At 47.2% G+C, this 20,198-nt stretch carries 14 protein-coding genes; 8 read left to right on the top strand and 6 right to left on the bottom strand.

The genetic code is table 11. From position 1 onward, the window contains the following. Window positions 1-196 precede the first annotated feature (196 nt). The 3 genes from D0S45_01885 to D0S45_01875 all read right to left on the bottom strand — a co-directional run bounded on the left by D0S45_01885 (window position 197) and on the right by D0S45_01875 (window position 4,531). The gene (locus tag D0S45_01885) at window positions 197-1,942 is read right to left on the bottom strand and encodes a long-chain fatty acid--CoA ligase (GenBank protein TIH20116.1); all 1,746 of its coding nucleotides are present in this window, start codon (window positions 1,940-1,942) and stop codon (window positions 197-199) included. A gap of 125 nt (window positions 1,943-2,067) precedes the next feature. Further along, window positions 2,068-2,745, bottom strand: a complete 678-nt coding sequence (locus D0S45_01880; protein TIH20115.1) for an acyltransferase — start codon at window positions 2,743-2,745, stop codon at window positions 2,068-2,070. Window positions 2,746-2,932: 187 nt separating this feature from the next. After that, window positions 2,933-4,531, bottom strand: a complete 1,599-nt coding sequence (locus D0S45_01875; GenBank protein ID TIH20114.1) for a sodium:solute symporter family protein — start codon at window positions 4,529-4,531, stop codon at window positions 2,933-2,935. A gap of 652 nt (window positions 4,532-5,183) precedes the next feature. Between D0S45_01875 and D0S45_01870 the strand changes: the two genes are divergently transcribed. From D0S45_01870 to D0S45_01850, 5 genes are all read left to right on the top strand, one after another. Then, window positions 5,184-6,530, top strand: coding sequence for an NADP-specific glutamate dehydrogenase (locus D0S45_01870; GenBank protein TIH20113.1), 1,347 nt, complete (start codon window positions 5,184-5,186; stop codon window positions 6,528-6,530). A 118-nt stretch (window positions 6,531-6,648) separates the two neighbouring features. Beyond that, on the top strand, window positions 6,649-9,627 hold the full coding sequence (locus D0S45_01865) for a hypothetical protein (GenBank protein ID TIH20273.1): 2,979 nt from the start codon (window positions 6,649-6,651) through the stop codon (window positions 9,625-9,627). A gap of 55 nt (window positions 9,628-9,682) precedes the next feature. Further along, window positions 9,683-10,051 (top strand): anti-sigma factor antagonist, encoded by a 369-nt coding sequence (locus D0S45_01860; protein TIH20112.1) that lies wholly within the window; start codon window positions 9,683-9,685, stop codon window positions 10,049-10,051. A gap of 299 nt (window positions 10,052-10,350) precedes the next feature. After that, a complete protein-coding gene (locus tag D0S45_01855; protein TIH20111.1) occupies window positions 10,351-10,755 on the top strand; it encodes an anti-sigma factor antagonist in 405 nt (134 codons plus the stop codon). A gap of 117 nt (window positions 10,756-10,872) precedes the next feature. After that, complete coding sequence (locus D0S45_01850) at window positions 10,873-11,349, top strand: anti-sigma factor antagonist (protein ID TIH20110.1); 477 nt, start codon at window positions 10,873-10,875, stop codon at window positions 11,347-11,349. 185 nt (window positions 11,350-11,534) lie between these two features. Here D0S45_01850 and D0S45_01845 read toward each other — a convergent pair whose 3' ends face one another. After that, entirely contained in the window at window positions 11,535-14,621 is a 3,087-nt protein-coding gene (locus tag D0S45_01845; protein TIH20109.1) for an efflux RND transporter permease subunit, read from the bottom strand. Between the two features lie 2 nt (window positions 14,622-14,623). Continuing rightward, complete coding sequence (locus tag D0S45_01840; protein TIH20108.1) at window positions 14,624-15,793, bottom strand: efflux RND transporter periplasmic adaptor subunit; 1,170 nt, start codon at window positions 15,791-15,793, stop codon at window positions 14,624-14,626. Window positions 15,794-16,021: 228 nt separating this feature from the next. Here D0S45_01840 and D0S45_01835 point away from each other — a divergent pair, with 228 nt between their 5' ends. Continuing rightward, window positions 16,022-17,824 (top strand): DegV family protein, encoded by a 1,803-nt coding sequence (locus D0S45_01835; protein TIH20107.1) that lies wholly within the window; start codon window positions 16,022-16,024, stop codon window positions 17,822-17,824. Between the two features lie 391 nt (window positions 17,825-18,215). On the opposite strand, the gene D0S45_01830 is transcribed toward D0S45_01835, so the two are convergent. After that, window positions 18,216-18,482 carry a hypothetical protein gene (locus D0S45_01830; protein TIH20106.1) on the bottom strand — a complete coding sequence of 89 codons (267 nt, stop codon included), beginning with the start codon at window positions 18,480-18,482 and terminating at the stop codon, window positions 18,216-18,218. A gap of 74 nt (window positions 18,483-18,556) precedes the next feature. Between D0S45_01830 and D0S45_01825 the strand changes: the two genes are divergently transcribed. Both D0S45_01825 and D0S45_01820 read left to right on the top strand, forming a co-directional pair. Beyond that, entirely contained in the window at window positions 18,557-19,285 is a 729-nt protein-coding gene (locus tag D0S45_01825; protein TIH20105.1) for an amino acid ABC transporter ATP-binding protein, read from the top strand. A gap of 57 nt (window positions 19,286-19,342) precedes the next feature. Further along, the gene (locus D0S45_01820) at window positions 19,343-20,158 is read left to right on the top strand and encodes an amino acid ABC transporter substrate-binding protein (GenBank protein TIH20104.1); all 816 of its coding nucleotides are present in this window, start codon (window positions 19,343-19,345) and stop codon (window positions 20,156-20,158) included. Window positions 20,159-20,198 lie beyond the last annotated feature (40 nt).

Genomic DNA, 20,198 nt, shown 5'->3' with positions numbered 1-20,198 from the left:
TTGAGTACAGGCCGCTACGTTGAACGTTGCGGCCTGTTTTATTTGGGCAATTTAAAGCAAACCATGCCTATTCATAAAGCTCCGAATCATGCAGTTTATTTCCCGCTTGAGAGAGTAGCATGAACTATTAAGTTTATCGGCAGGTCAAGTATCAAAACAGAAGGGCTGGAACATTTCTGTCCCAGCCCTTAAAAAATTATCGCTTTTGGTTCTCTTCCATATCTATGTAAAGATAACGCTTGATTTTTTGGGTGGGCGTTTTTTCAAACGGTTCGACTTGTTCGATTACCTTGGAGAGCCTTGCGAAACTGGAGACTTTGCCGTTGACGGTCTTCTTGACGGAATCGAGATGCTTCTGCACTGCATCACGGGCTTTTGATTCAATCATTTTGCCGGTGCCGCGTTCTTCGTCGAATTTGACATAGTCGAGATGAATACGGGCAACGAGCTTGCCCTCAGCGCGATAGACGATTGATTCCAATACGTGATCACATTCGCCGATAATGGATTCAACTTCTTCGGGATAAATGTTTTCACCACTGGGGCCGATGATTACATTCTTCAGACGACCGCGCAGGAAAATGTATCCATCCTCGTCAATGTAACCGAGATCGCCGGTGCGCAGAAAGCCGTTTTCCATGAGTACTTCTTCCGTGACTTTAGGTGCCTTATAGTACCCTTGCATGACGTTGGGGCCCTTAACCAGAATCTCGCCTTCTCCGGTATCGGGATCTGGGTTATCGATTTTAATTTCCATGCCTTGGAGAAGGCGTCCGGCAGAACGGAAGCGGGCGGATCTTGGGGGTTCACCGGAACAGAGCGGACTGGTCTCGGTCATACCGTAGCCGACAGTATAGGGCAGACCGGAATGCATGAGAAAGTCCTCGACTTCAGGGGCCAGGAACGCACCGCCGATGGGCATGCAGCGAAGTTGTCCGCCAAAGGCTTCCATGAGTTTCTTACCGGCAACCGCATAGAGCTTTTTACGAGCGGCACCGAGCTTCATGACATTGCGCATGATGCCCGATCCTTTGAGCTTGGGCTGGACACGGTTCTTAAAGATCTTTTCAATAATCAGCGGCACGATGAGCAGCAGGGTCGGTTTGACCTTGCACATGGCTGGAAGCAGGGTTTTAGGCGTGGGCGGCTTGCGAAGGTAATGGATAGATGCACCGTGGATAAGCGGCAGGACCATACCCAGTGTGCATTCGAAAGTGTGTGCCAGCGGCAGGACCGAAACAAGACGGTCTTCGGTGTTCACGTCAATGATATTGGCACTTGCCATGGCGTTGAACACGATATTGCGGTGCGTGAGGATGACGCCTTTGGAGCTTCCCGTGGTGCCGGAGGTGTATAGGATCGCGGCAACGTCATTAACGTCGATTTCCGTTGATGGGCGAACGTATTCCTTGCCCATGTCCGTGTATTTCTCAAGTTCCTTGCTGATTCGTTCCTTGACCTGCTCAAAAGATTTGCGCGCTTGAATTATGCCTTCCTTGAAAGTTTGGCGTAGTCCGTCAGCAGTGGAAAGTGAAAAGTTATTGAGAGTGATGACGGTGTGGATATTGTCGGATTCGTACTCATCCACCTTGTGCTTCAACCGTTTGGAAACAAAGATGGCCTTGGATTCGGAATGGCGTAGAATGTGATGCACTGCACCTTCGTGAAATTCGGTGAGTATAGGAATGGCAACACCGCCCATGCAGGTGATGGCAAGATAGGCGGCACTCCAGTTGGGCATGTTCTCGCTCAGGATGGCAACTTTGTCGCCCTTGGTGATGCTGCGGCTGTGAAGTAACAGAGAAATGTCGTCTACCAGCTTTTTGAATTCGCGGTAGGTCATAGGGGCTTCGCCTACAAAGCAGACAGCGGGGCGATCAGCATATTTATCGGCACTCAGTGCCAGCGCATTTTTCAGGGTCGGGGTGTCTTGCAGACTCACGGACAAGTCTCCTTATTTCCTTATATGTAAATGAGTTTGCCAGTTTGACCGCTAAATTGCATTGGGTCAAGCGGAACGCGCCCTTTCCCCCGTCAACACCATGAATCTTGAAGTTTTATAGCTGTTCAATTTTCTTTCTCGCCGTCTACCAAGGGATTGCCACCTTTTTCATAAAACACATCGGGAGTCCATGTTACGTTGCTCTTAATCATCTTTGCGGGGTTGCCGGCAGCAAGGCACTGCGGCGAAATTTTTTTGCTGAGAACAGCTCGGGCTCCAAGTATTGAATCGTGTCCCATTGTTGCTCCTTTCAACAGCATAGCCTCATAGCCAATCCAGACATGGTTGGCGATGGTTATATCTTGGCCGTAGTTGATGCGCTTTCCTGTCTTGGCGTCAACAATCGAGTGGGCATCGCCAGTCCAGATTCGTACTCCACAACTTATGAGACAATCCTCTCCAACAACAATTTTGGTGCCAACTTCAAATGAAATCAGTTCCGCCTCGATGATTGTGGTTCTTGCTCCTATCGCTATTAGACCACCTCCATGGATAAGACGTAAAAGACCCTCGTTCATCTGTACATCGCTACCCACAAAAAGGCGATGATGATCACCACGCATATGGATTCTCACTGATCCTAGCCGAGCTCTGGGGTGGATTTTAATAATGTTGTCATTTCCAATAATGTCTATGCTCGCTTGAGATATACTTGGACGTTCGTACTCAAGAGTATTTCTATCTCCACAGATACTTACATTGTCATCGCTACTGTTTGACATTTGATCGCTACTTTCACTCATTATGTGTTCGTCCTTCAAGGATAGGATGTCTTCGATTTCCTAGGATAAGTGCTATTTACCCACTAATAAGAGATTTATATCCATTTTGTTGTTAGCACGTCAAACTGTCCGTTTTATATCCATATAAAATAGAAAAAGGGTGTAACCAACATAGATTACACCCTTTATTCTAGAAGTCTCAGTCGCTCTACATATTAGCCCAGCAAAGCTTCAAATGTTTCTCAGTCATCTTAGGAGTAATCATTGCCACTCCGATAGCCAGTGCCATGGATACAGGCAGTGCGACCACGTTGGGGTCAACCCATTGTAGCAGCCAGACCCATGATCCCTTGGTGGCTGAGGATACGAGGGTATCCATTCCGGTCAGGGCCTTACAGAGTCCGATAGCCTTAGCTTCTTTGACGTGTACGAAAAGCAGCCAGAACATGGATGCGCTGAATCCACCTACCATAGAGATCTTTGCGGCTTTCTTGGTCATGCCTTTCCAGTACAGACCCAGCAGATAGATGGGCAGGAAGGATGCGGCGCAGAGGCCGAAGAAGAAAGCGGTTGCGCGGGCAATGATGGACGGAGGCAGAACCCATGCCCAGAGGATAGCGGCCAGCAGGGTGATGGCAACACCGATCTTGGTAATCTTGACTGATTTGTCTGCTGGAACATTGATGAATCTTTCAAAGAAGTCACGACCCAGCGCGGTTCCGCCCACGTGGTACTGAGAGGAAAGGGTGGACATCCCGGCTGCAAGCATTGCCAGCAGGAACAGGGCTGAGAACCATGAAGGCATCATCTGTTCGATGTACATGGGAATGATTTTGTCCATGTTACCGCCTGCGACAGCGATAGATATTTTACCTACTTCTTTATAGAATACGGCATTTGAAAGTGCCCCGGTGAGGAAGGCTACCCCGGTCATGAGCGGGATGAATATTCCGCCGTAGAGTACCGCACGGTTCAGTTCGCGGTCAGAGGGGACAGTCATGAAACGTACAGCCAGCTGCGGCTGGGCCAGAACGCCGATACCCACGCCGTAAACAATGGTGGTATAGATAACCAGCCAAAGCGGGGTGCCGAATTGTGCCCCTTGGGTCCAGCCGATCATGCCGCCTTTCTGGAGTTTGGCAGGCATAAGGTTGACCATATCGGTCAGGGCCTGATGCGCTTCAGTCACTCCTCCGAGCATGGAGTAAGTGGAGACGATAAGGATGATCATCATAATTGCCATGATCAGCCCCTGAAAAGCATCAGTGTACATAACCGCTTTCATGCCGCCTGAAATTACATAACCCGCAAGAATGAAGCTGATTAAGATCAGTGCGGTGTCGTAAGGGATACCGAAGGATATTTCCATCATACGCGAAATACCTATCAGCACCGCCGCAGCGTAAACAGGGATGAAGAGAAAGATTATCCCGCCAGCAAATCCCTGAATAAATTTGGAATCGTAACGGCGGCCCAGCAGTTCCGGGAAGGTGTGGCTCTCAAGGGCCAGACCCATTCTACGGGTTCGCTTGCCGAAAAAGACCATAGCGATGAGTACGCCGACAACGATGGTGGCAAGGGTCAGCCAGAGCAGGGGGAAACCGAAAAGGCCTGCTGCTCCGCCGAAACCAATGATAGCGGATGTGGAAACAAAGGTCGCGCCGTAAGACATGGCCATGATGAACGGGTTCATCTGCCGCCCGGCAAGCATGTAGTCGGTGGATTTTTTGGTGGACTGCCAGCCCTTGAAGCCGAGATAGAAAATTACGCCAAGGTAGATACTGGTAATGACGATCTTGGTAACCATCACTTATCCCCTTTCTTTTTTACATCCACATTCAGTGCGGTTGCGTCGGGCTTGCCCCGGTTGTTCCAGTTCAGGATTCCATAAACCACGCAGCCGAGCGATGAGAGCAGGCAAAGCCAGAAGACCGCCGCAATCTCAACACTTCCAAGTCCTAACATCATTTGAAGCCTCCAATGATATTGAGTTGATTAAAATTGTAAAAAAGTCGTGTTAAGTTGAATTGATAGAGCTGTTTGATAAGGGCAGGCTGGTTGTGGAAACCCGGGCAGAAAATAAAAAAGGCCGCGGGCTGTTCGCCTGCGGCCTGGGAGAAAACTCATTCAACTTTCGCTTACGCGAGTGAACACCTCCAGACCACAGGGCTGGTAAAGCTAAAAAAATTAAAAAAGAAAAATAGATCTTTGTAGGTGTTCATGATTTTGTGTCTACAGTAAGTGTTTACTTACTGTCAACCTGTTTGTGTTGCGGTTTGGTTTTAATGTCTTGATTGGTAGATCAAAAAGCACAATTTTAGCAAAAAAAAGATGAAGATTTTCAGTGTTTTTTTAAAAAGAGGTGTGGACTTAGTTGGTTAGTGGTGAAATAAAGGAATTGAAAATTTATTGGATGTTAATTTCATATCAACTGCTTAAGGCCGATCAGGAGGCTGTGCATGGAAATTTTGGAACTGGTCAAACTCAGGGATCCCAATGAACGTGAATTCCATCAGGCTGTGAGCGAGGTTGTTGAATCGATCAAGCCTGTTCTTGACCGCAATCCCGAATACCGCAGTGCCGGGATTATGGAAAGAATTGTTGAACCGGAACGGGTAATCATGTTCCGTGTGCCATGGGCTGACGATGAAGGCGACGTACACGTTAACCGTGGATTTCGCGTGGAGATGAACAGTGCAATCGGTCCGTATAAGGGCGGCTTGCGTTTTCACCCTTCGGTAAACCTCGGTATTCTCAAATTTCTGGCCTTTGAACAGGTCTTCAAGAATGCCCTGACTTCTTTGCCCATGGGGGGCGGTAAGGGCGGTTCCGACTTCGATCCCAAGGGCAAGTCGGATATGGAAGTGATGCGTTTCTGCCAGAGCTTCATGCTTGAACTTTCTCGCCACATCGGCCCCAATACTGACATCCCGGCAGGTGATATCGGTGTGGGTGCGCGTGAGATTGGCTATATGTTCGGTATGTACAAGAAGATTCGCAATGAATTTACCGGCGTACTTACCGGGAAGGGCCTTAACTGGGGCGGCAGTCTGGTCAGGCCTGAAGCCACCGGTTACGGATCGGTCTATTTTGCTGCTGAAATGCTTAACGCTCAGGGGCAAACCCTTGAAGGCAAGACCGCACTAGTTTCCGGTTCCGGTAACGTGGCCCAGTTCACCATGGAAAAGCTGCTTGAACTCGGCTGTACTCCGGTTACCTTTTCCGATTCATCGGGCTATGTGTATGATGAAAAGGGTGTTGACCGTGAAAAGCTTGAGTACATCATGCAGCTCAAGAATGTGCGCCGCGGCAGAGTTAAGGAATACGTGGAGAAGTACCCTGAAGCTGTATATTTCCCGGTCGATCCTGATCAGGAATTTAATCCGCTCTGGAATCACAAGGCTGATTGCGCATTTCCTTCCGCAACCCAGAATGAAATCAACGGCAAGGACGCATCCAATCTCGTTGCTAATGGTGTTCGCGTTGTTTCCGAGGGCGCAAATATGCCGACCATGCCTGATGGTGTAAATATTTTCCTTGATGCCGGACTGCTTTATGGACCGGGCAAGGCTGCCAACGCAGGTGGTGTTTCCGTTTCCGGCCTTGAAATGAGCCAGAACAGCATGCGCCTCAACTGGCCCCGTGAGGAAGTTGATAATCGCCTCAAGCACATCATGCACAATATTCACAAGTCCTGCATGGATACTGCCGAGAATTATGGCACCCCCTACAACTACGTGAACGGAGCCAACATCGCAGGTTTCGTAAAAGTAGCACAAGCCATGCTTGATCAGGGTGTTGTCTAAAACAGTTTCATATTATATTGTAATATAACGAATCTGACCAAGAAGGCGGACTGCGATGATTTCGCTGTCCGCCTTTTTTTTAATTTATCGAATCCGGGGCATCCTTATGGAAGACAAAATGCGATTTTTGGGTGGGCAGAGCCGCAAGTTCAGCCTTTACCATGACCTGATGCAGGTTAAGGTCCGGGATATCCTGCTCATTTCCAGCCCTTATGATGCTTGGGTCATGGAAGAAGATAGCCGTATTTCCGAACGCATTGTCAGTGAATACCGTGGCTTGAATTTGAGTCGTCCTCCGCGCCTTACATGGGTTTCCAATATTGATGAAGCCCTTGAATTGCTTGATATTCGTTTTTTCGATCTTGTCATTATCATGCCTCATCTGACCAATATGGACTGTTGCGACATGGGCCGCCGTATCAAGGATAAGATTCCGGGTATCCCGGTGGCAATGCTGGCCCATAAACAACTGGCCGTACCCGATGAGGTGCTTTGCGAGGGCACAGACCGTCAGTTTGTCTGGTCCGGTGATGCAGAACTGCTGGTAGCCATGGTCAAAAATCTCGAAGACCTGCTTAATGTGGAGCATGATACTTCCGAGGTCGGGATCAGAGTTATTATTGTGGTTGAGGATTCGCCTCGTTATCTGGCTTCATTTCTGCCCATTCTTTATAAGGAACTGGTGCGCCAGACTCAGGCCGTGCTTGAGGAAGGGTTGAATTCCGAGCACCGTCTGCTGACTATGAGGGCACGGCCTAAGATACTGACCGCCCGCACCTACGAAGAAGCTATGGTTGTTTTCGAGAAATACGAGCCATATATCCTTGGCGTAATTTCTGATGTACGATTTCCGCGCATGGGCATTCTGGATGGAAATTCCGGCATAGAGTTGCTCAAAACCATCAAGGCTTCCCGTGATGATATTCCTCTTCTTTTGACCAGTAATGAACCGGAAAACAAGGAACGGGCAGAGGCTGTCCCGGCCAGTTTTGTGGATAAGAATTCCCCGGACCTCATGTCCGAAGTGCGCAAGTTTGTCACGGATCATCTTGGCTTCGGTGATTTTGTTTTTCGTGATCTTGAAGAAAATGAAGTGGCACGGGCATCCAGCCTTTACTCATTGGAAAAATGTCTGCGTAAAATTCCGCAGGATATTTTTATGCGGTATTGCATAAGGAATGACATTTCCCGCTGGTTTTATGCCCGTACTGAAATTACCCTTGCCAATAAAATCCGTCCACTTAGGGAGAAGGATTTTCCTGATGTGGAAACCCATCTCGAGCATATGCTTTCCCTGATCCGTGAAAGACGCATGCAACGTCAGCAAGGGGTCATTGTATCATTCAACCCCAAGGATTTTGACCCGGATACGGATTTTCTAAAGATCGGGGCTGGATCGTTGGGGGGTAAGGCGCGCGGCATGGCCTTTATCTGTTCCATGCTGGCTCGTAATTCTTGGTTGCACGATAAGTATAAAGATGTGCTCATTACTGCGCCGCGTACTCTGACCATCGGAACGTCCGGGTTTGATGATTTCATGGAGATGAACGATCTTTCTTATCTTGCCACTACCGACCTTGAAGATGAGAAGGTGGCTGAAATTTTCAGTGAGGCTTTTTTCCCCGGCTGGATTGAGGCTCAACTCTGGGCTTATTTGCAGGAAGTGAAATATCCACTTTCCATTCGTTCATCCAGTTTGCTGGAAGATGCCCAGTATCAGGCTTACGCTGGATTGTACCAGACTTATATGATTCCCAATGACCATCCTGATATAGAGCAGAGATTGCAACAATTGGTGGACGGCATCAAGCTGGTCTGGGCTTCCACATATTACAAGGCTCCGAAATCTTTTTCCCAACGTGTTAACCAGCGCACGGATGAGGAGAAAATGGCGGTCATTATTCAGGAAGTGGCCGGACAACAATACGGAGATTACTTTTTCCCGGCCATATCCGGGGTGGGGCAGTCCTACAACTATTATCCCTTCGGGAAAATGAAGCCGGAACACGGGGTGGCGACGATTGCCTTAGGCATCGGAAAATCTGTAGTGGACGGGGAGCAGTGTATCCGCTTTTCACCAAAATATCCCAAGATACTGCCTCAGTGTCCCACTTTGCAGGATTCGCTGAAGAATGCCCAGACTTCTTTTTACGGTCTGCGTATGGGCAATGGTGAAGTTTTCGACATCCACGGGGATGCCAATCTTGAAAAGCTTGATATTGCGGATTTTGAGGATACGGTTCCTGTACGCAGGCTTGCTTCCACTTATCTGGCTGAGGAGGGCAGAATTAGAGATACCGCAGCTATTCCCGGTCCCAAGGTGGTTCTTTTTGCTCCGGTTCTCAAGCATAAGCTTCTTCCGCTTCCGGGAGTGTTGACCGATGTCTTGAAGCTTGCTGAAAATGGCATGGGTGGTCCGGTGGAAATGGAGTTTTGTATCAATATTTTCGATGATGGGCGCAAGCCGGAATTCAACCTCCTACAGCTTCGGCCCATGAGTGCTAGGGCAGACCTTAACCGTATCGATATTAGTGAACAGGAGCTGAAGAATGCTGTCTGTGTTTCCAGCCATGCCCTCGGCAATGCTGAGAAGGATGATATCGTAGATCTTCTTATTGTCCGTCCTGATAGCTTTGATGTGTCCAAGACCCGCCAGATAGCTATAGAAATCTCAGCCATAAACAGGCGCTTGATTAAGCAGAATCGTAAATATCTGCTGGCCGGTCCCGGACGTTGGGGTTCTGCGGATCACTGGCTGGGTATTCCGGTAGAGTGGCCTGATATTTCAAATGTATCAGCTATTATCGAGACCTCAAGTGAATCCCTCAAGGTTGAGCCTTCGCAGGGGTCCCATTTCTTCCATAATATTACGACCTTGGGGATTAATTATCTGATGGTGCTTGATAAGCCGGGTGACTTTATGAATTGGGAATGGTTCGAAAATCAGCCGACCGTTGAGAAAGGAGAGTTTATAAGTCACCTGAGATTGCCGGCTCCCGTAGTACTTAAAGTTGACGGCAGGAGTTCGCAGGGAGTTATTCTCCCGGCTAAGGGCAGTGAAGACTATTGCCTGCTACGCGAGTGCGTGGCGGAATAAATTTTCTATTTACTGAATAGGATTTCGTCCTTATTTTGTTTTGGAGGAGTTTCATATGAGCAAGCCGGAGCATAATGGAGTTGTTTTTGACTTTACGGAAGAAGAGCGGGAGGACTGTCTTCTTTTGTGTCCAAAAGGCTGCTTCAACCATTCCACAGTACCTTTGATTCGAGATCGTTTATACAGCCATTGCTGTGATGACGGATGCCGGATCGTCATGAGTATGAAAGATGTGGATTTTATTGACAGTGCAGGGCTGGGAGTAATGGTCCATGCCCATAAATACTGCGATAAGTACGGCGGCATGATCGTTTACAGTGACATGAATGATATGATCACCAAGAATATGAAAATGCTGACCATGGACCGTTATTTGAATTTAAGTCCCGACCTTGATTCAGCTTTGATGAAATTTGATTGGTAGTATTATTTAGTAGAAGTTCTTAATGGCGGAGCCAGTTTAATGCTGGTTCCGCTTTTTTTGTTATATGTCGTTTTTTGTTTTGTAGTAATGCTGGCCCTGTTTACATTTCATGATGGATGTTAGTTTGTTATTTCTTTATGTATACTTTTTTGGTATAGAATTTTCTTAGTGAACGTTTATATAGTGTTCTTGTCGTAAAGATTGACTTTTCCTACCTCTTTTCCATTGATTATATTGCCTTCTTTTCTCCTTTTTTTATCAGTCTTTTGTTCCGCTAATCTTATTAATACGGATCTATTATGCGTGATTTAGGTGCCGTGTCAGGTGATTCTGCAACTAGGCAGGGCGAAGTTAGACCGGTCAGATTTGAATTGACCGAAAGACAGATTGAAGATGTGGTGATTTTGTGTCCCAAAGGAAGCATTAATAGTGCAACCGTTCCATTGTTTCGTGAACTATTGTACCATGTTATCCGAGAAGAAGGCTGTAAAGTTATTATGTCTTGTAGTGAGGTGGATTCAATTGACAGTATGGGGCTTGGAGTGATGATTGCAGCCCATAAGAATTCGGATAAGTATGGTGGCATGATCGTTTACAGTGACATGAATGATATGATCACCAAGAATATGAAAATGCTGACCATGGACCGTTATTTGAATTTAACTCCTGACCTTGATTCAGCTTTGATGAAATTTGATTGGTAGTTTTTTAGAGTATGTGATTTTAGCCGACGGGCCTGAATTTTCAGGTCTGTTTTTTTATTTGTTAAATTTATAACTCCCTGATTTAATTATTGGCATCTATAATGCAATCTCCAATCCATGACTAACATAAATGACAGCATAGAGCGTATTGGTCTGGGGGCTAATGCGCTAAAGTTAAAGGAAAAGGTGGAGGGGCAAAATTCTGACACTATGCAGAGTCTCGACTCTGTTATTGATCAGGCTTTTGAAACCCAGTTCGATTTTATCGAACGTCAGAAGGGAGAATTCTGCATTTTTGCCCCCAAGGGACGGATCAGTAACTCAACTGTGAAGTTTTTTAAGGATAGAATATATAAAGCTGCTGGCGAGTCAGGCGGTAAGACCATCATTAATCTCAGGTATGCCAATTTGATAGACAGCGTTGGTCTAGGGGTGTTGATCAATGCTCACAAGATGGCTGATCAGAAGGGTGGCATGGTTGTTTATACCGACATCCCGGATAGGATCATGAAGAACCTTAAGATGTTGTACATGGACCGTTTCTTAAATTTTGCCCCTGACATGAAGCATGCAGTAAATATGATGGACTGGTAAGTTAGTTATCATACGTATTGATAAACCCCGGCCCTGAATATTCAGGGCCGGGGTTTTATTTTTAAAGCAAGTTGTTTCTTACGAAGTGGCGAAGCCATATTAAAAGTTTTTGGGTTCTTAGCCTTTTTTCAAAAAGGACTAAGCCGCCGGAGGCAAAATCCTTTTATTTATAAGTGCGTAGCACATCAACTTTCATCTTTATGCGGAATTCCGAGCAGTTCTCGTTTGGCCCGCCCGCGCTCGTAACTCCATCTCTGGTACGAATCCATGTAGGTGTAGAAGACAGGGGTCAGGTAGAGGGTAACCACCTGCGAGAGGATCAACCCGCCTACAATAGCAAGCCCCATGGGTTGTCTTGCCTGCGCCCCCGCTCCAAGTCCAAGCGCGATGGGCATGGCCCCGGCAATGGCCGCGATGGTGGTCATCATGATCGGGCGGAACCTTTCCAGTGAACCTTTCATGGCTGCTTCCGCCGGGGATAGATTCTCTTTTTCCTCGGCTTCAAGAGCGAAATCCACCACCATAATGGCATTCTTTTTAACGATACCGATCAGCATGATGACACCCACAATGCCGAACAGGTCGAGATCCTTGCCGAAAAGGGTCAGGGTTATAAGTCCGCCGATGGCTGCTGAGGGCAGCCCGGATATAATGGTGATGGGATGAATGTAACTTTCATAGAGAATTCCCAGAATCATAAAAATGACGAAGACCGCAATAGCCAGCAGAAAATATACACTGGCCATTGATTTTTGGAATTCATCAGCCGTTCCTTCGAAGTTGGAAACCACCGTATCCGGCAGATTGTCCAAGGCCAGCTTGTTGATGGCCGAGGTGGCGTCACTTAGCGAGTAACCCGGAGCTATGTTAAAGGAATATGTTACTGAGGGTAGCATTCCTGTGTGGTTAACCTGCATAGGGCCGGGTTTTTCTTCAAAACTGGCAATATTGTCCAGCCTGATCAGATCACCGTTTTTGTTGGCAACGTGCAGCTTCATCAAGTCGCGCGGGTCGCGCTGGTTGTAGGGCAGCACTTGCAGGATAACCCAGTACTGGTCCGTATCTCCGTAAATGGTCGAGACTTTGCGTTCTGAATATGCGGAGTTGAGCGTGTTCTCAATATCGTGCGCGGTGACTCCGTAATAAGATGCCTTGTCCCGGTCAATCTTGACCCAAAGTTCCGGATTCTGGTCCAGAAGATCGGAGGTCAGCCCGGTCAGAAACGGGATTTGACGCATCAGCATTTCAAATTTCGGGGCAATGGAATAGAGTTCCTGCTGGTCCGGGGCCTGTACAGTGTACTGATACAGGTTTTTGGTGGACTTGGCAGTCAGCCTGATCATGGGCGGGTTCTGAATCCAGACCATGATGCCCGGTTCTTGGTTGAGTTTATACATCAACTGGCGGGCTACCTGATCTGCTGTCATTTCTCGATCATCCGGTGAGACCAGCATGGGGAAGATATAGCCCTGATTCTGGATGGGGGCCCCGGCTACGGTAATAACGCTTTTGATGTTTTCATCGGCCATGAGGAGCGGTTCAAGCTTTTTCACATGATCCTTCATGGCATTGTAGGAAATCCCCTGCTTGGCCTGTGCGAATCCCTGACAATAGCTCATGTCATCCGTGGGTAGGAATCCTTTGGGTATGACCATGAAAAAATGAATGGTCGCCAGTAGAATCAATCCGGCTGCTCCCATGGTCCAGCCACGGTGGCGCATGACAAAATGCAGGGAACGGTCGTACATGCGCAGCAGGAAATCGAAAAAAGGATCGGATTCTGAAAGTTTGCTGCCCGGCTTAAGAATGCGACTTGCCAGCATGGGGGTCATGGTCAACGAGACCACTCCCGAAGCAAGGATAGCCACGGTAATGGTCATGGCGAATTCATGCAGAATACGTCCGATAATCCCTGACATATACATAAGCGGAATAAATACCACCGCCAGTGATAAGGTCATGGAAATAATGGTGAAGGTGATCTGTTTTGCTCCGTCCAGTGCTGCTTGGTACGGCTTTTTGCCCATTTCCAGATGGCGGACAATATTTTCGATCATGACAACAGCATCATCAACCACAAATCCTACAGAGAGTGTCAGAGCCAGCAGGGAGAGAGTGTCCAGCGAATAGCCCAGCACATACATGATGGCAAAGGTAAAGACGATGGAGACCGGAACCGCTACTGCGGCAATGATGGTCGCTGAAAAGTTTTTCAGGAAAAAGAAGATAACGCAGATAACAAAGAAAATCGCCAGCAGCAGGGTTTCCTGTACATCATTTACAGCATCCTCAATAGGCACAGAACGGTCGTAAAGGACCTTCATCTGGATGCCTGCGGGGATCTGGTTGCGGATGGTGGGCAGCATGTCCCTGATGGTTTCACAGACCTGAATGGTGTTGGAGCCGGGTTGTTTTTTGATGGCGATAACAATGCCGCGCTTGCCGTCAATCCATGAACCGGATTTATCAGACTGCACAGAGTTGATAACCTCACCAACTTCGGAAAGGCGCACAGTCCTTCCGTCCTCTGACTCAAAGATCATGGGCATGAATTCATCAGCACTTTTGAGCTGCCCGGTGGCTTCCACGGTTACGGACTGCTTTTTGTTATCCAGCGTACCGACAGGTTCCTTAACGTTCTGGTCGGCTATGGCCTGACGGATGTCATCTATGTTCATGCCCCGTGCGGCCAGCTTTTCCGGATTGACCCGAACCCGCACCGCCAGCTTGGATTCTCCATAGACTTCCACCTTGGAGACTCCGTTGACCATGGAGATGGTGTCGGTCAAAAAGGTGGTAGTGTATTCATTAACTTTATAAAGAGGCATTGATTCCGACCAGATAGCCATATAGAGCACTGGATCGTCAGCCGGATTAAATTTTTCGTAATAGGGCTGCTGCGGAAGATCGGTGGGCAGATTGCCGCTGGCCCGTGATATGGCTGCCTGAGTGTCTGAAGCCGCGCCGTCAATGTCGCGGTCAAGGTCGAATTGCAGGGTGATCAGGGTCTGGCCCTGCGAGTTAACGGAACTCATGGAGCGCAATCCCGGAGTGGATGTGAATTCTTTTTCCAGCGGGGTAGCAACCGATGATGCCATGGTGGAAGGACTTGCTCCGGGCAGGGTGGCGGTGACCTGCAAGGTCGGAAACTCAACCGCAGGCAGATAACTTACCGGGAGCCGCAAATAACCTACAATTCCGAAAAATACCATGCCGATGACCACAAGTGAGGTCATGACCGGGCGTTTGATGAAAATTTCGGTGACATTCATGATTACTCACCGCTCTTGGCTTTTGGTCCGGTTGCTGTGTTGTTAGCTGATTGGTTTTTGATGGTGATAACCGCACCGGGATAGAGGCGCAATTGTCCGTCCGAAACCACTAACTCCTTATCTTTGAGTCCTTCATCAATTATATCCAGTTTTCCGGCCCTGCGATCCACTTTGATGGGGCGCATATCAACGGTATTGTTGCTGTTCGCTATCCAGACGAATTTACCTTCCGGTCCGGTACAGGTGGCTTCCATGGGAATACGAACGACATTTTCGTCGAAAAGCTTGAGCCGGATCTCAACATAGTTTCCAGGCCAGAGGGCTTGGTTATTGTTCTCAAACCTGCCTTGCATCCATATTGTTCCGGTTTTGGTGTCCACCTGATTATCGATGAAGGTCAATTTGCCTATTTGCGGCTTGTCGCGGCCCTCGGTAATGGCCAGTACTTCGAGGGTGTTGTTGCTGGAATATTTTTGCACTTCGGCTAGATATTTTTGCGGTAGATAGAAATTTACGGCAATGGGTGAAATCTTGTTGATGACCAGTAACTCATCTTTGTTCTCTTCAATAAGGTTACCTTCTGTGGGGGTGACGTATCCGGCAAGGCCGTCGATGGGGGATCGGATGAAGCAATATTTGAGATCATTACGTGCATCATCGAGTTTAGCTTGAGTAACCGCAATCTCATCACTGGCAGTTTTCATGTCCAAACGTTTTTCTTCGAAGTTTTCTTCACTGACTACTTTGCGTTTCACAAGGTCGCGATAGCGGTTGTAATCTTTTTTGGCTTGTTCGTATTTGGTTATGTCGGAAGCAAGTTCCGCTTTGAGCTGGCCGATGGAAGCTTCATAAGGTGAAGGGTCCATAGTGAAAAGCTGTTGGCCTTTGTCTACATATTCCCCGTCTTTGATGAATATTTTACTTAGGTATCCGGTTACTCTTGAGCGGACAGTAATGGAATCCACAGCCTTTACTGTGCCGATGGCGGTAAGGTAGTAGGGCGTATTTTTAAGTTCAGCTTTAGCAGTAGTTACAGGTGCGGGTGGATAGCCGCTTGTTGCCTTTTTCTCTTCCTTGCATCCAGAAAGTATTAAGCATCCAAAAAAGATGAAAGATAAAAAGAAAATTTGGGGAATAAGACGCATTGAAGGGAATATTTCAGTCCGGGACATCGGCAAAACTCCTTACTGCTGTGATATAAAATAAATATATCCTAAATTGTTGTTATTTAAAAGCCAGTGGCTGTTTATTTCTTTTGATTTGAAAAAGACACAAATGAATTTATTTGCGTAATAACTTGATTTCTTATCATATAGCATGCAAGTAGAGATTGCTTTTGTGACGATTGTTACAACGTTTATTTAGCCACTTTAAAAAAAAATATTTAGCTCTTTTTATATATGACTACAGCAAATACTGTGAAAATTGACTATGTTGATGGTGTCCGCTTCAGGAGGGGAGTTGTGGCTGCTGCAAGCAAGCTTATAGCCAATTCCCCACATCTGGATGCCATTAACGTTTTTCCGGTGCCCGACGGGGATACCGGATCTAATATGGCCGGAACCATGCGCAGCATAGTAAGTTCCACCGGTAAATCTGTGGAACGTTCTATCGAAAAAATGACCGCCCTTGTTGCGGAATCCGCCCTTGACGGGGCTAAAGGGAACTCCGGTGCCATTCTGGCCCAGTTTCTGTGTGGATTCGCCGAGGGTGTGAAAGATATGCCGAAGCTTTCTCCTTCGGATTTTGCCAAAGCTGCTTCCTTAGCAGCCAAGCGTTCCTGCGAAGCTATTTCCGATCCTAAGGATGGCACTATCGTAAGTGTTATCAGGGATTGGGCGGCGCACCTGCATGCGAATGGAGAAAATTATCGCGATTTTCATCATCTCCTTTCTGATTCTCTCGAATTCGCACGTAATTCCGCAAAATGTACCACTGAAAAGCTGGCTGAACTCAAGGCCGCCGGGGTTGTAGACGCCGGGGCGCAGGGTTTTGTCTATTTGCTGGAAGGTATCGTCGATCTGCTGGAAAACGGAAAAATAGAAAAAAGTTTTCTCCCGGATGCCCGCAATTCTAAATCCTTTGCTAATGTTCAGAATAAAGTCGCAGTTGAGTCTCTTGATTTTCGCTTCTGCACTGAATTTCTCATTAAAGGTAAGGATGTTGATAAAGGCGCCATTCGTGATTCCATCTCTGAAATGGGCGACAGCCTGATCGTGGCCGGAACTTCCGGTTCGGTGAAGATTCATATCCACACCAACGATCCTGATGCCGTGGAAAAAATTGTCAACGGTTATGGCGAAGTGGTTAAGCGTAAAGTGGACGATATGCTGGTTCAGCATAAGCGTTTGCTTGCTGATGACCGCAAAGTCGGTATCCTTACTGACAGTACCTGTGACCTTCCTGATGAAATTCTGGAAGAATTTGATATCCGTGTGGTTCCCATGCGTTTATCCATTGATGAGAATGAGTACATTGATCAGGTAACCCTCAGTTCCGGTGAGTTTTACAAAATACTGCCCGGAGCAACTAAAGCTCTCACTTCCCAGCCGTCTCCCGGTGATATGAAGCGGGCTTATGCCAAGGTCAGCTCTGATTATGAAGATGTTGTTTCCATGCATGTCGCCAAGGTTCTCAGTGGGACTTTTCAAAATGCTCTGACCGTGAGCAATCCTTTTGATAATGTTTCTGCCATAGACAGTAAGATGCTCTCTGTAGGTCTTGGTCTGCCCGTGCTTGAGGCAGCCCGTGCCGCTCAGAAAGGAGCCACTACTGCCGAGGTTCGCAGGGTTGCGGACCGGGCTGTTGAAAATGTTAAAATCTTTGTGACTATTGATACTCTTGATTATGCTGTGCGTGGTGGACGTATGAGTAAGGGGCAGGGATTCATTGCCAAGGCACTGAATATCAAGCCTATCTTGCAGTTTGCCGGAGAAGGAAAGCCCAGAGTTGTGGCTAAGTCTTTCGGTGTTAAGCGGCAGGAAGATGCTTTGATCAAGCTGGTCAAGGAGAATGCATATGGTCGTGGCAATTTCAGATATGCCATTTCCCATGCAGATGCTCCTGAGACTGCTGAAAAATTCATACGGATTCTCAAAGCAGAGTTCGGTGTAGATCCGGAATTCGTTGTAGAAGCTTCTCCTGTACTGGGATTGCATTCAGGTCCCGGAGCATGTGCGGTGGCTTTTCTTACCGACGATTAATTCTTCTTTTCCATACAAAGCTGATTCAGCGGGAGCAGGTTATGCCTGTTCCCGCTTTTTTTATGCTTGAGCTGGGTTTCAAGATATTTATTGTTGGTATGATTTGTTGTGATGTGGCTTTATAGATTGTTTGATCAATCAATGAGTTTACAACAATGGCAACTAGCTAAAATTTTATGATTTAGAGGGAGGGTGGGCCTTCTTAGCGGCTCTATTTAAGGGATTGAGGCTCTTCTGGTTTGTCTTGCAAAAAAGCGTAAAACGTTTTTGAGCCTTTGTGGAAGGGCTTGTAAGCTATTAAATTCGGCTTTTTAGCAGGGAATTTTCATAAAAATGAAAAATAATATATAAATTTCATTTTTGCGGAAAAATATTTCTCTTTTTTGTATATTTATTTCACATGTTCTGGCAAAGGTGTTATAGGTGTCATCAGGTCTGGGAGTCCCGTCATTTCGAGAAAAACAGGTTTTGGTTCTTCCTGCGTAGTTTGTCTAAAATAGGAAATTTTGCATATAGGGAAGTTCTGTTTTTGGATTGTACATAAATGGGAAAACAGGGGTAATCCCTTGACTTTTCTTTGTTTTGGGCTATAAAAGTCTCTCATTCTCGAATTCTGGGCGAAATCAACGTGAGTTTGAAGAATGGCGGCTGTAATCATGGATATACGCGTTTTTTTACTATGATGGCCGGTCCTGAACTTAATAAACAGTACGGGAGTTGGAGTTAAGCATTATGGCAATGATTGAAATTAAGAATCTCCACAAATGGTACGGTGATTTTCACGTATTAAAAGGTATCAATGACCATGTGGATAAAGGTGAAGTTCTTGTTATCTGTGGCCCCAGTGGGTCAGGTAAGAGTACTTTCATCCGCTGCATCAATAGGCTTGAAGATTACCAGAAAGGGACTATTACCTTTGATGACAAGGACATTCTTGACAAGAGTGTAAATATAAATGAACTGCGCGCCGAAATCGGCATTGTTTTTCAGCAGTTCAACCTTTATCCCCACCTGAGCGTTTTGGATAACGTCACCCTTGCACCCCTGAAAGTGCGCAATATTCCCAAGGCTGAGGCCGAGGAAAATGCACTTTACCTTCTTGAAAGGGTAGGCATCCACGATCAGGCCCATAAATATCCTGCAGAACTTTCCGGCGGACAGCAGCAGCGTGTCGCCATTGCAAGGGCACTGGCTATGAAGCCCAAGGCTATGCTTTTTGACGAGCCCACTTCTGCGCTGGACCCGGAAATGATCAACGAAGTTCTTAATGTAATGAAAGATCTTGCCCGTGAGGGCATGACTATGCTTTGCGTGACCCACGAAATGGGCTTTGCCCGCGAAGTGGCGGACCGCGTAATTTTCATGGATGGCGGCGAAGTTATTGAACAGGCTCCCCCGGAGGAGTTTTTCCGCAATCCCAAGCATGATAGAGCCAAAATGTTCTTGAAGGAGATTTTGTAATTGTCGCTCTTGCCGGCGATATTGGTAGGTAACCTTAAATGTTTCAGGAGGACCCTGATGAGAAGACTCTCAATTGTTGTTGCTATGGTTTTGGCGATGGCTCTTTGCGCATCTGTCGCAATGGCCGATAAGTTGCAGGAAGTAAAAGCCCGCGGCGTTTTGGTCAGTGGTGTTAAAGATGCTGTTGTACCTTTCGGTTACATCGATGCAGACACCAAGAAACTTGTCGGTCTTGATATCGACATCTGCAAATACATCGCCAAGGAACTGGGTGTTAAGGCTGAGTTCAAGCCCGTAACTTCCGCCACCCGTATCCCCATGGTTGTTCAGGGTTCCATTGACCTTGCTGCTGCTACCATGACTCACAAAATTGCTCGTGACGACACTATTGACTTCTCCATCACTTACTTCATGGACGGTCAGAAACTGCTCGTTAAAAAAGGTTCCGGCATCAATTCTGTTGCTGACCTGAAAGGCAAAAAAGTCGGTACCGCCAAAGGCTCCACCTCTGAGCAGAACATTCTGGCTGCACAGCCTGATTGTAAGGTTCTTTCCTTCGAAGGTTACCCCCAGGCAATGCTCGCCCTCAAACAGGGTAAAGTTAAAGCCGTTACAACTGACTCCACCATCCTTCTCGGTCTCAAGAATTCCGACCCCAACCCCGAAAAATGGGAAATCGTTGGTGAGTTCATCTCCCCCGAGCCTTACGGCATCGGCCTGCCCGAGAACGAGTCCAACTTCCGCGATGCAGTCAACCAGGCTCTCATCAAAATGTGGAAGAGCGGTGCTTACAAGCAAGCATACAACAAGTGGTTCGGTCCTGATACCAAGTACTACCTGCCCCTTACCTGGAACATGGAAGTTTGGCCCTAAGCCGACAGCCTGAGGTTTTAGTTCTGTAAGATAACGGGAA

Origin of the sequence: Marinifilum sp. JC120, assembly GCA_004923195.1 — a bacterium.
GTDB lineage: Bacteria > Desulfobacterota > Desulfovibrionia > Desulfovibrionales > Desulfovibrionaceae > Maridesulfovibrio.
Note: the sequence above shows the minus strand (reverse complement) of the source record. Positions and strands in the feature narration are given on the sequence as shown.

What these genes read in the sequence shown, in the direction of transcription:
- D0S45_01865 (TIH20273.1), top strand. Translation starts at nt 6,649, where the DNA reads ATGCGATTTTTGGGTGGGCAGAGCCGCAAGTTCAGCCTTTACCATGAC.
- D0S45_01820 (TIH20104.1), top strand. Translation starts at nt 19,343, where the DNA reads ATGAGAAGACTCTCAATTGTTGTTGCTATGGTTTTGGCGATGGCTCTT.
- D0S45_01830 (TIH20106.1), bottom strand. Translation starts at nt 18,482, where the DNA reads ATGATTACAGCCGCCATTCTTCAAACTCACGTTGATTTCGCCCAGAAT.
- D0S45_01845 (TIH20109.1), bottom strand. Translation starts at nt 14,621, where the DNA reads ATGAATGTCACCGAAATTTTCATCAAACGCCCGGTCATGACCTCACTT.
- D0S45_01860 (TIH20112.1), top strand. Translation starts at nt 9,683, where the DNA reads ATGAGCAAGCCGGAGCATAATGGAGTTGTTTTTGACTTTACGGAAGAA.
- D0S45_01855 (TIH20111.1), top strand. Translation starts at nt 10,351, where the DNA reads ATGCGTGATTTAGGTGCCGTGTCAGGTGATTCTGCAACTAGGCAGGGC.
- D0S45_01825 (TIH20105.1), top strand. Translation starts at nt 18,557, where the DNA reads ATGGCAATGATTGAAATTAAGAATCTCCACAAATGGTACGGTGATTTT.
- D0S45_01880 (TIH20115.1), bottom strand. Translation starts at nt 2,745, where the DNA reads ATGAGTGAAAGTAGCGATCAAATGTCAAACAGTAGCGATGACAATGTA.
- D0S45_01835 (TIH20107.1), top strand. Translation starts at nt 16,022, where the DNA reads ATGACTACAGCAAATACTGTGAAAATTGACTATGTTGATGGTGTCCGC.
- D0S45_01840 (TIH20108.1), bottom strand. Translation starts at nt 15,793, where the DNA reads ATGTCCCGGACTGAAATATTCCCTTCAATGCGTCTTATTCCCCAAATT.
- D0S45_01870 (TIH20113.1), top strand. Translation starts at nt 5,184, where the DNA reads ATGGAAATTTTGGAACTGGTCAAACTCAGGGATCCCAATGAACGTGAA.
- D0S45_01875 (TIH20114.1), bottom strand. Translation starts at nt 4,531, where the DNA reads ATGGTTACCAAGATCGTCATTACCAGTATCTACCTTGGCGTAATTTTC.
- D0S45_01850 (TIH20110.1), top strand. Translation starts at nt 10,873, where the DNA reads ATGACTAACATAAATGACAGCATAGAGCGTATTGGTCTGGGGGCTAAT.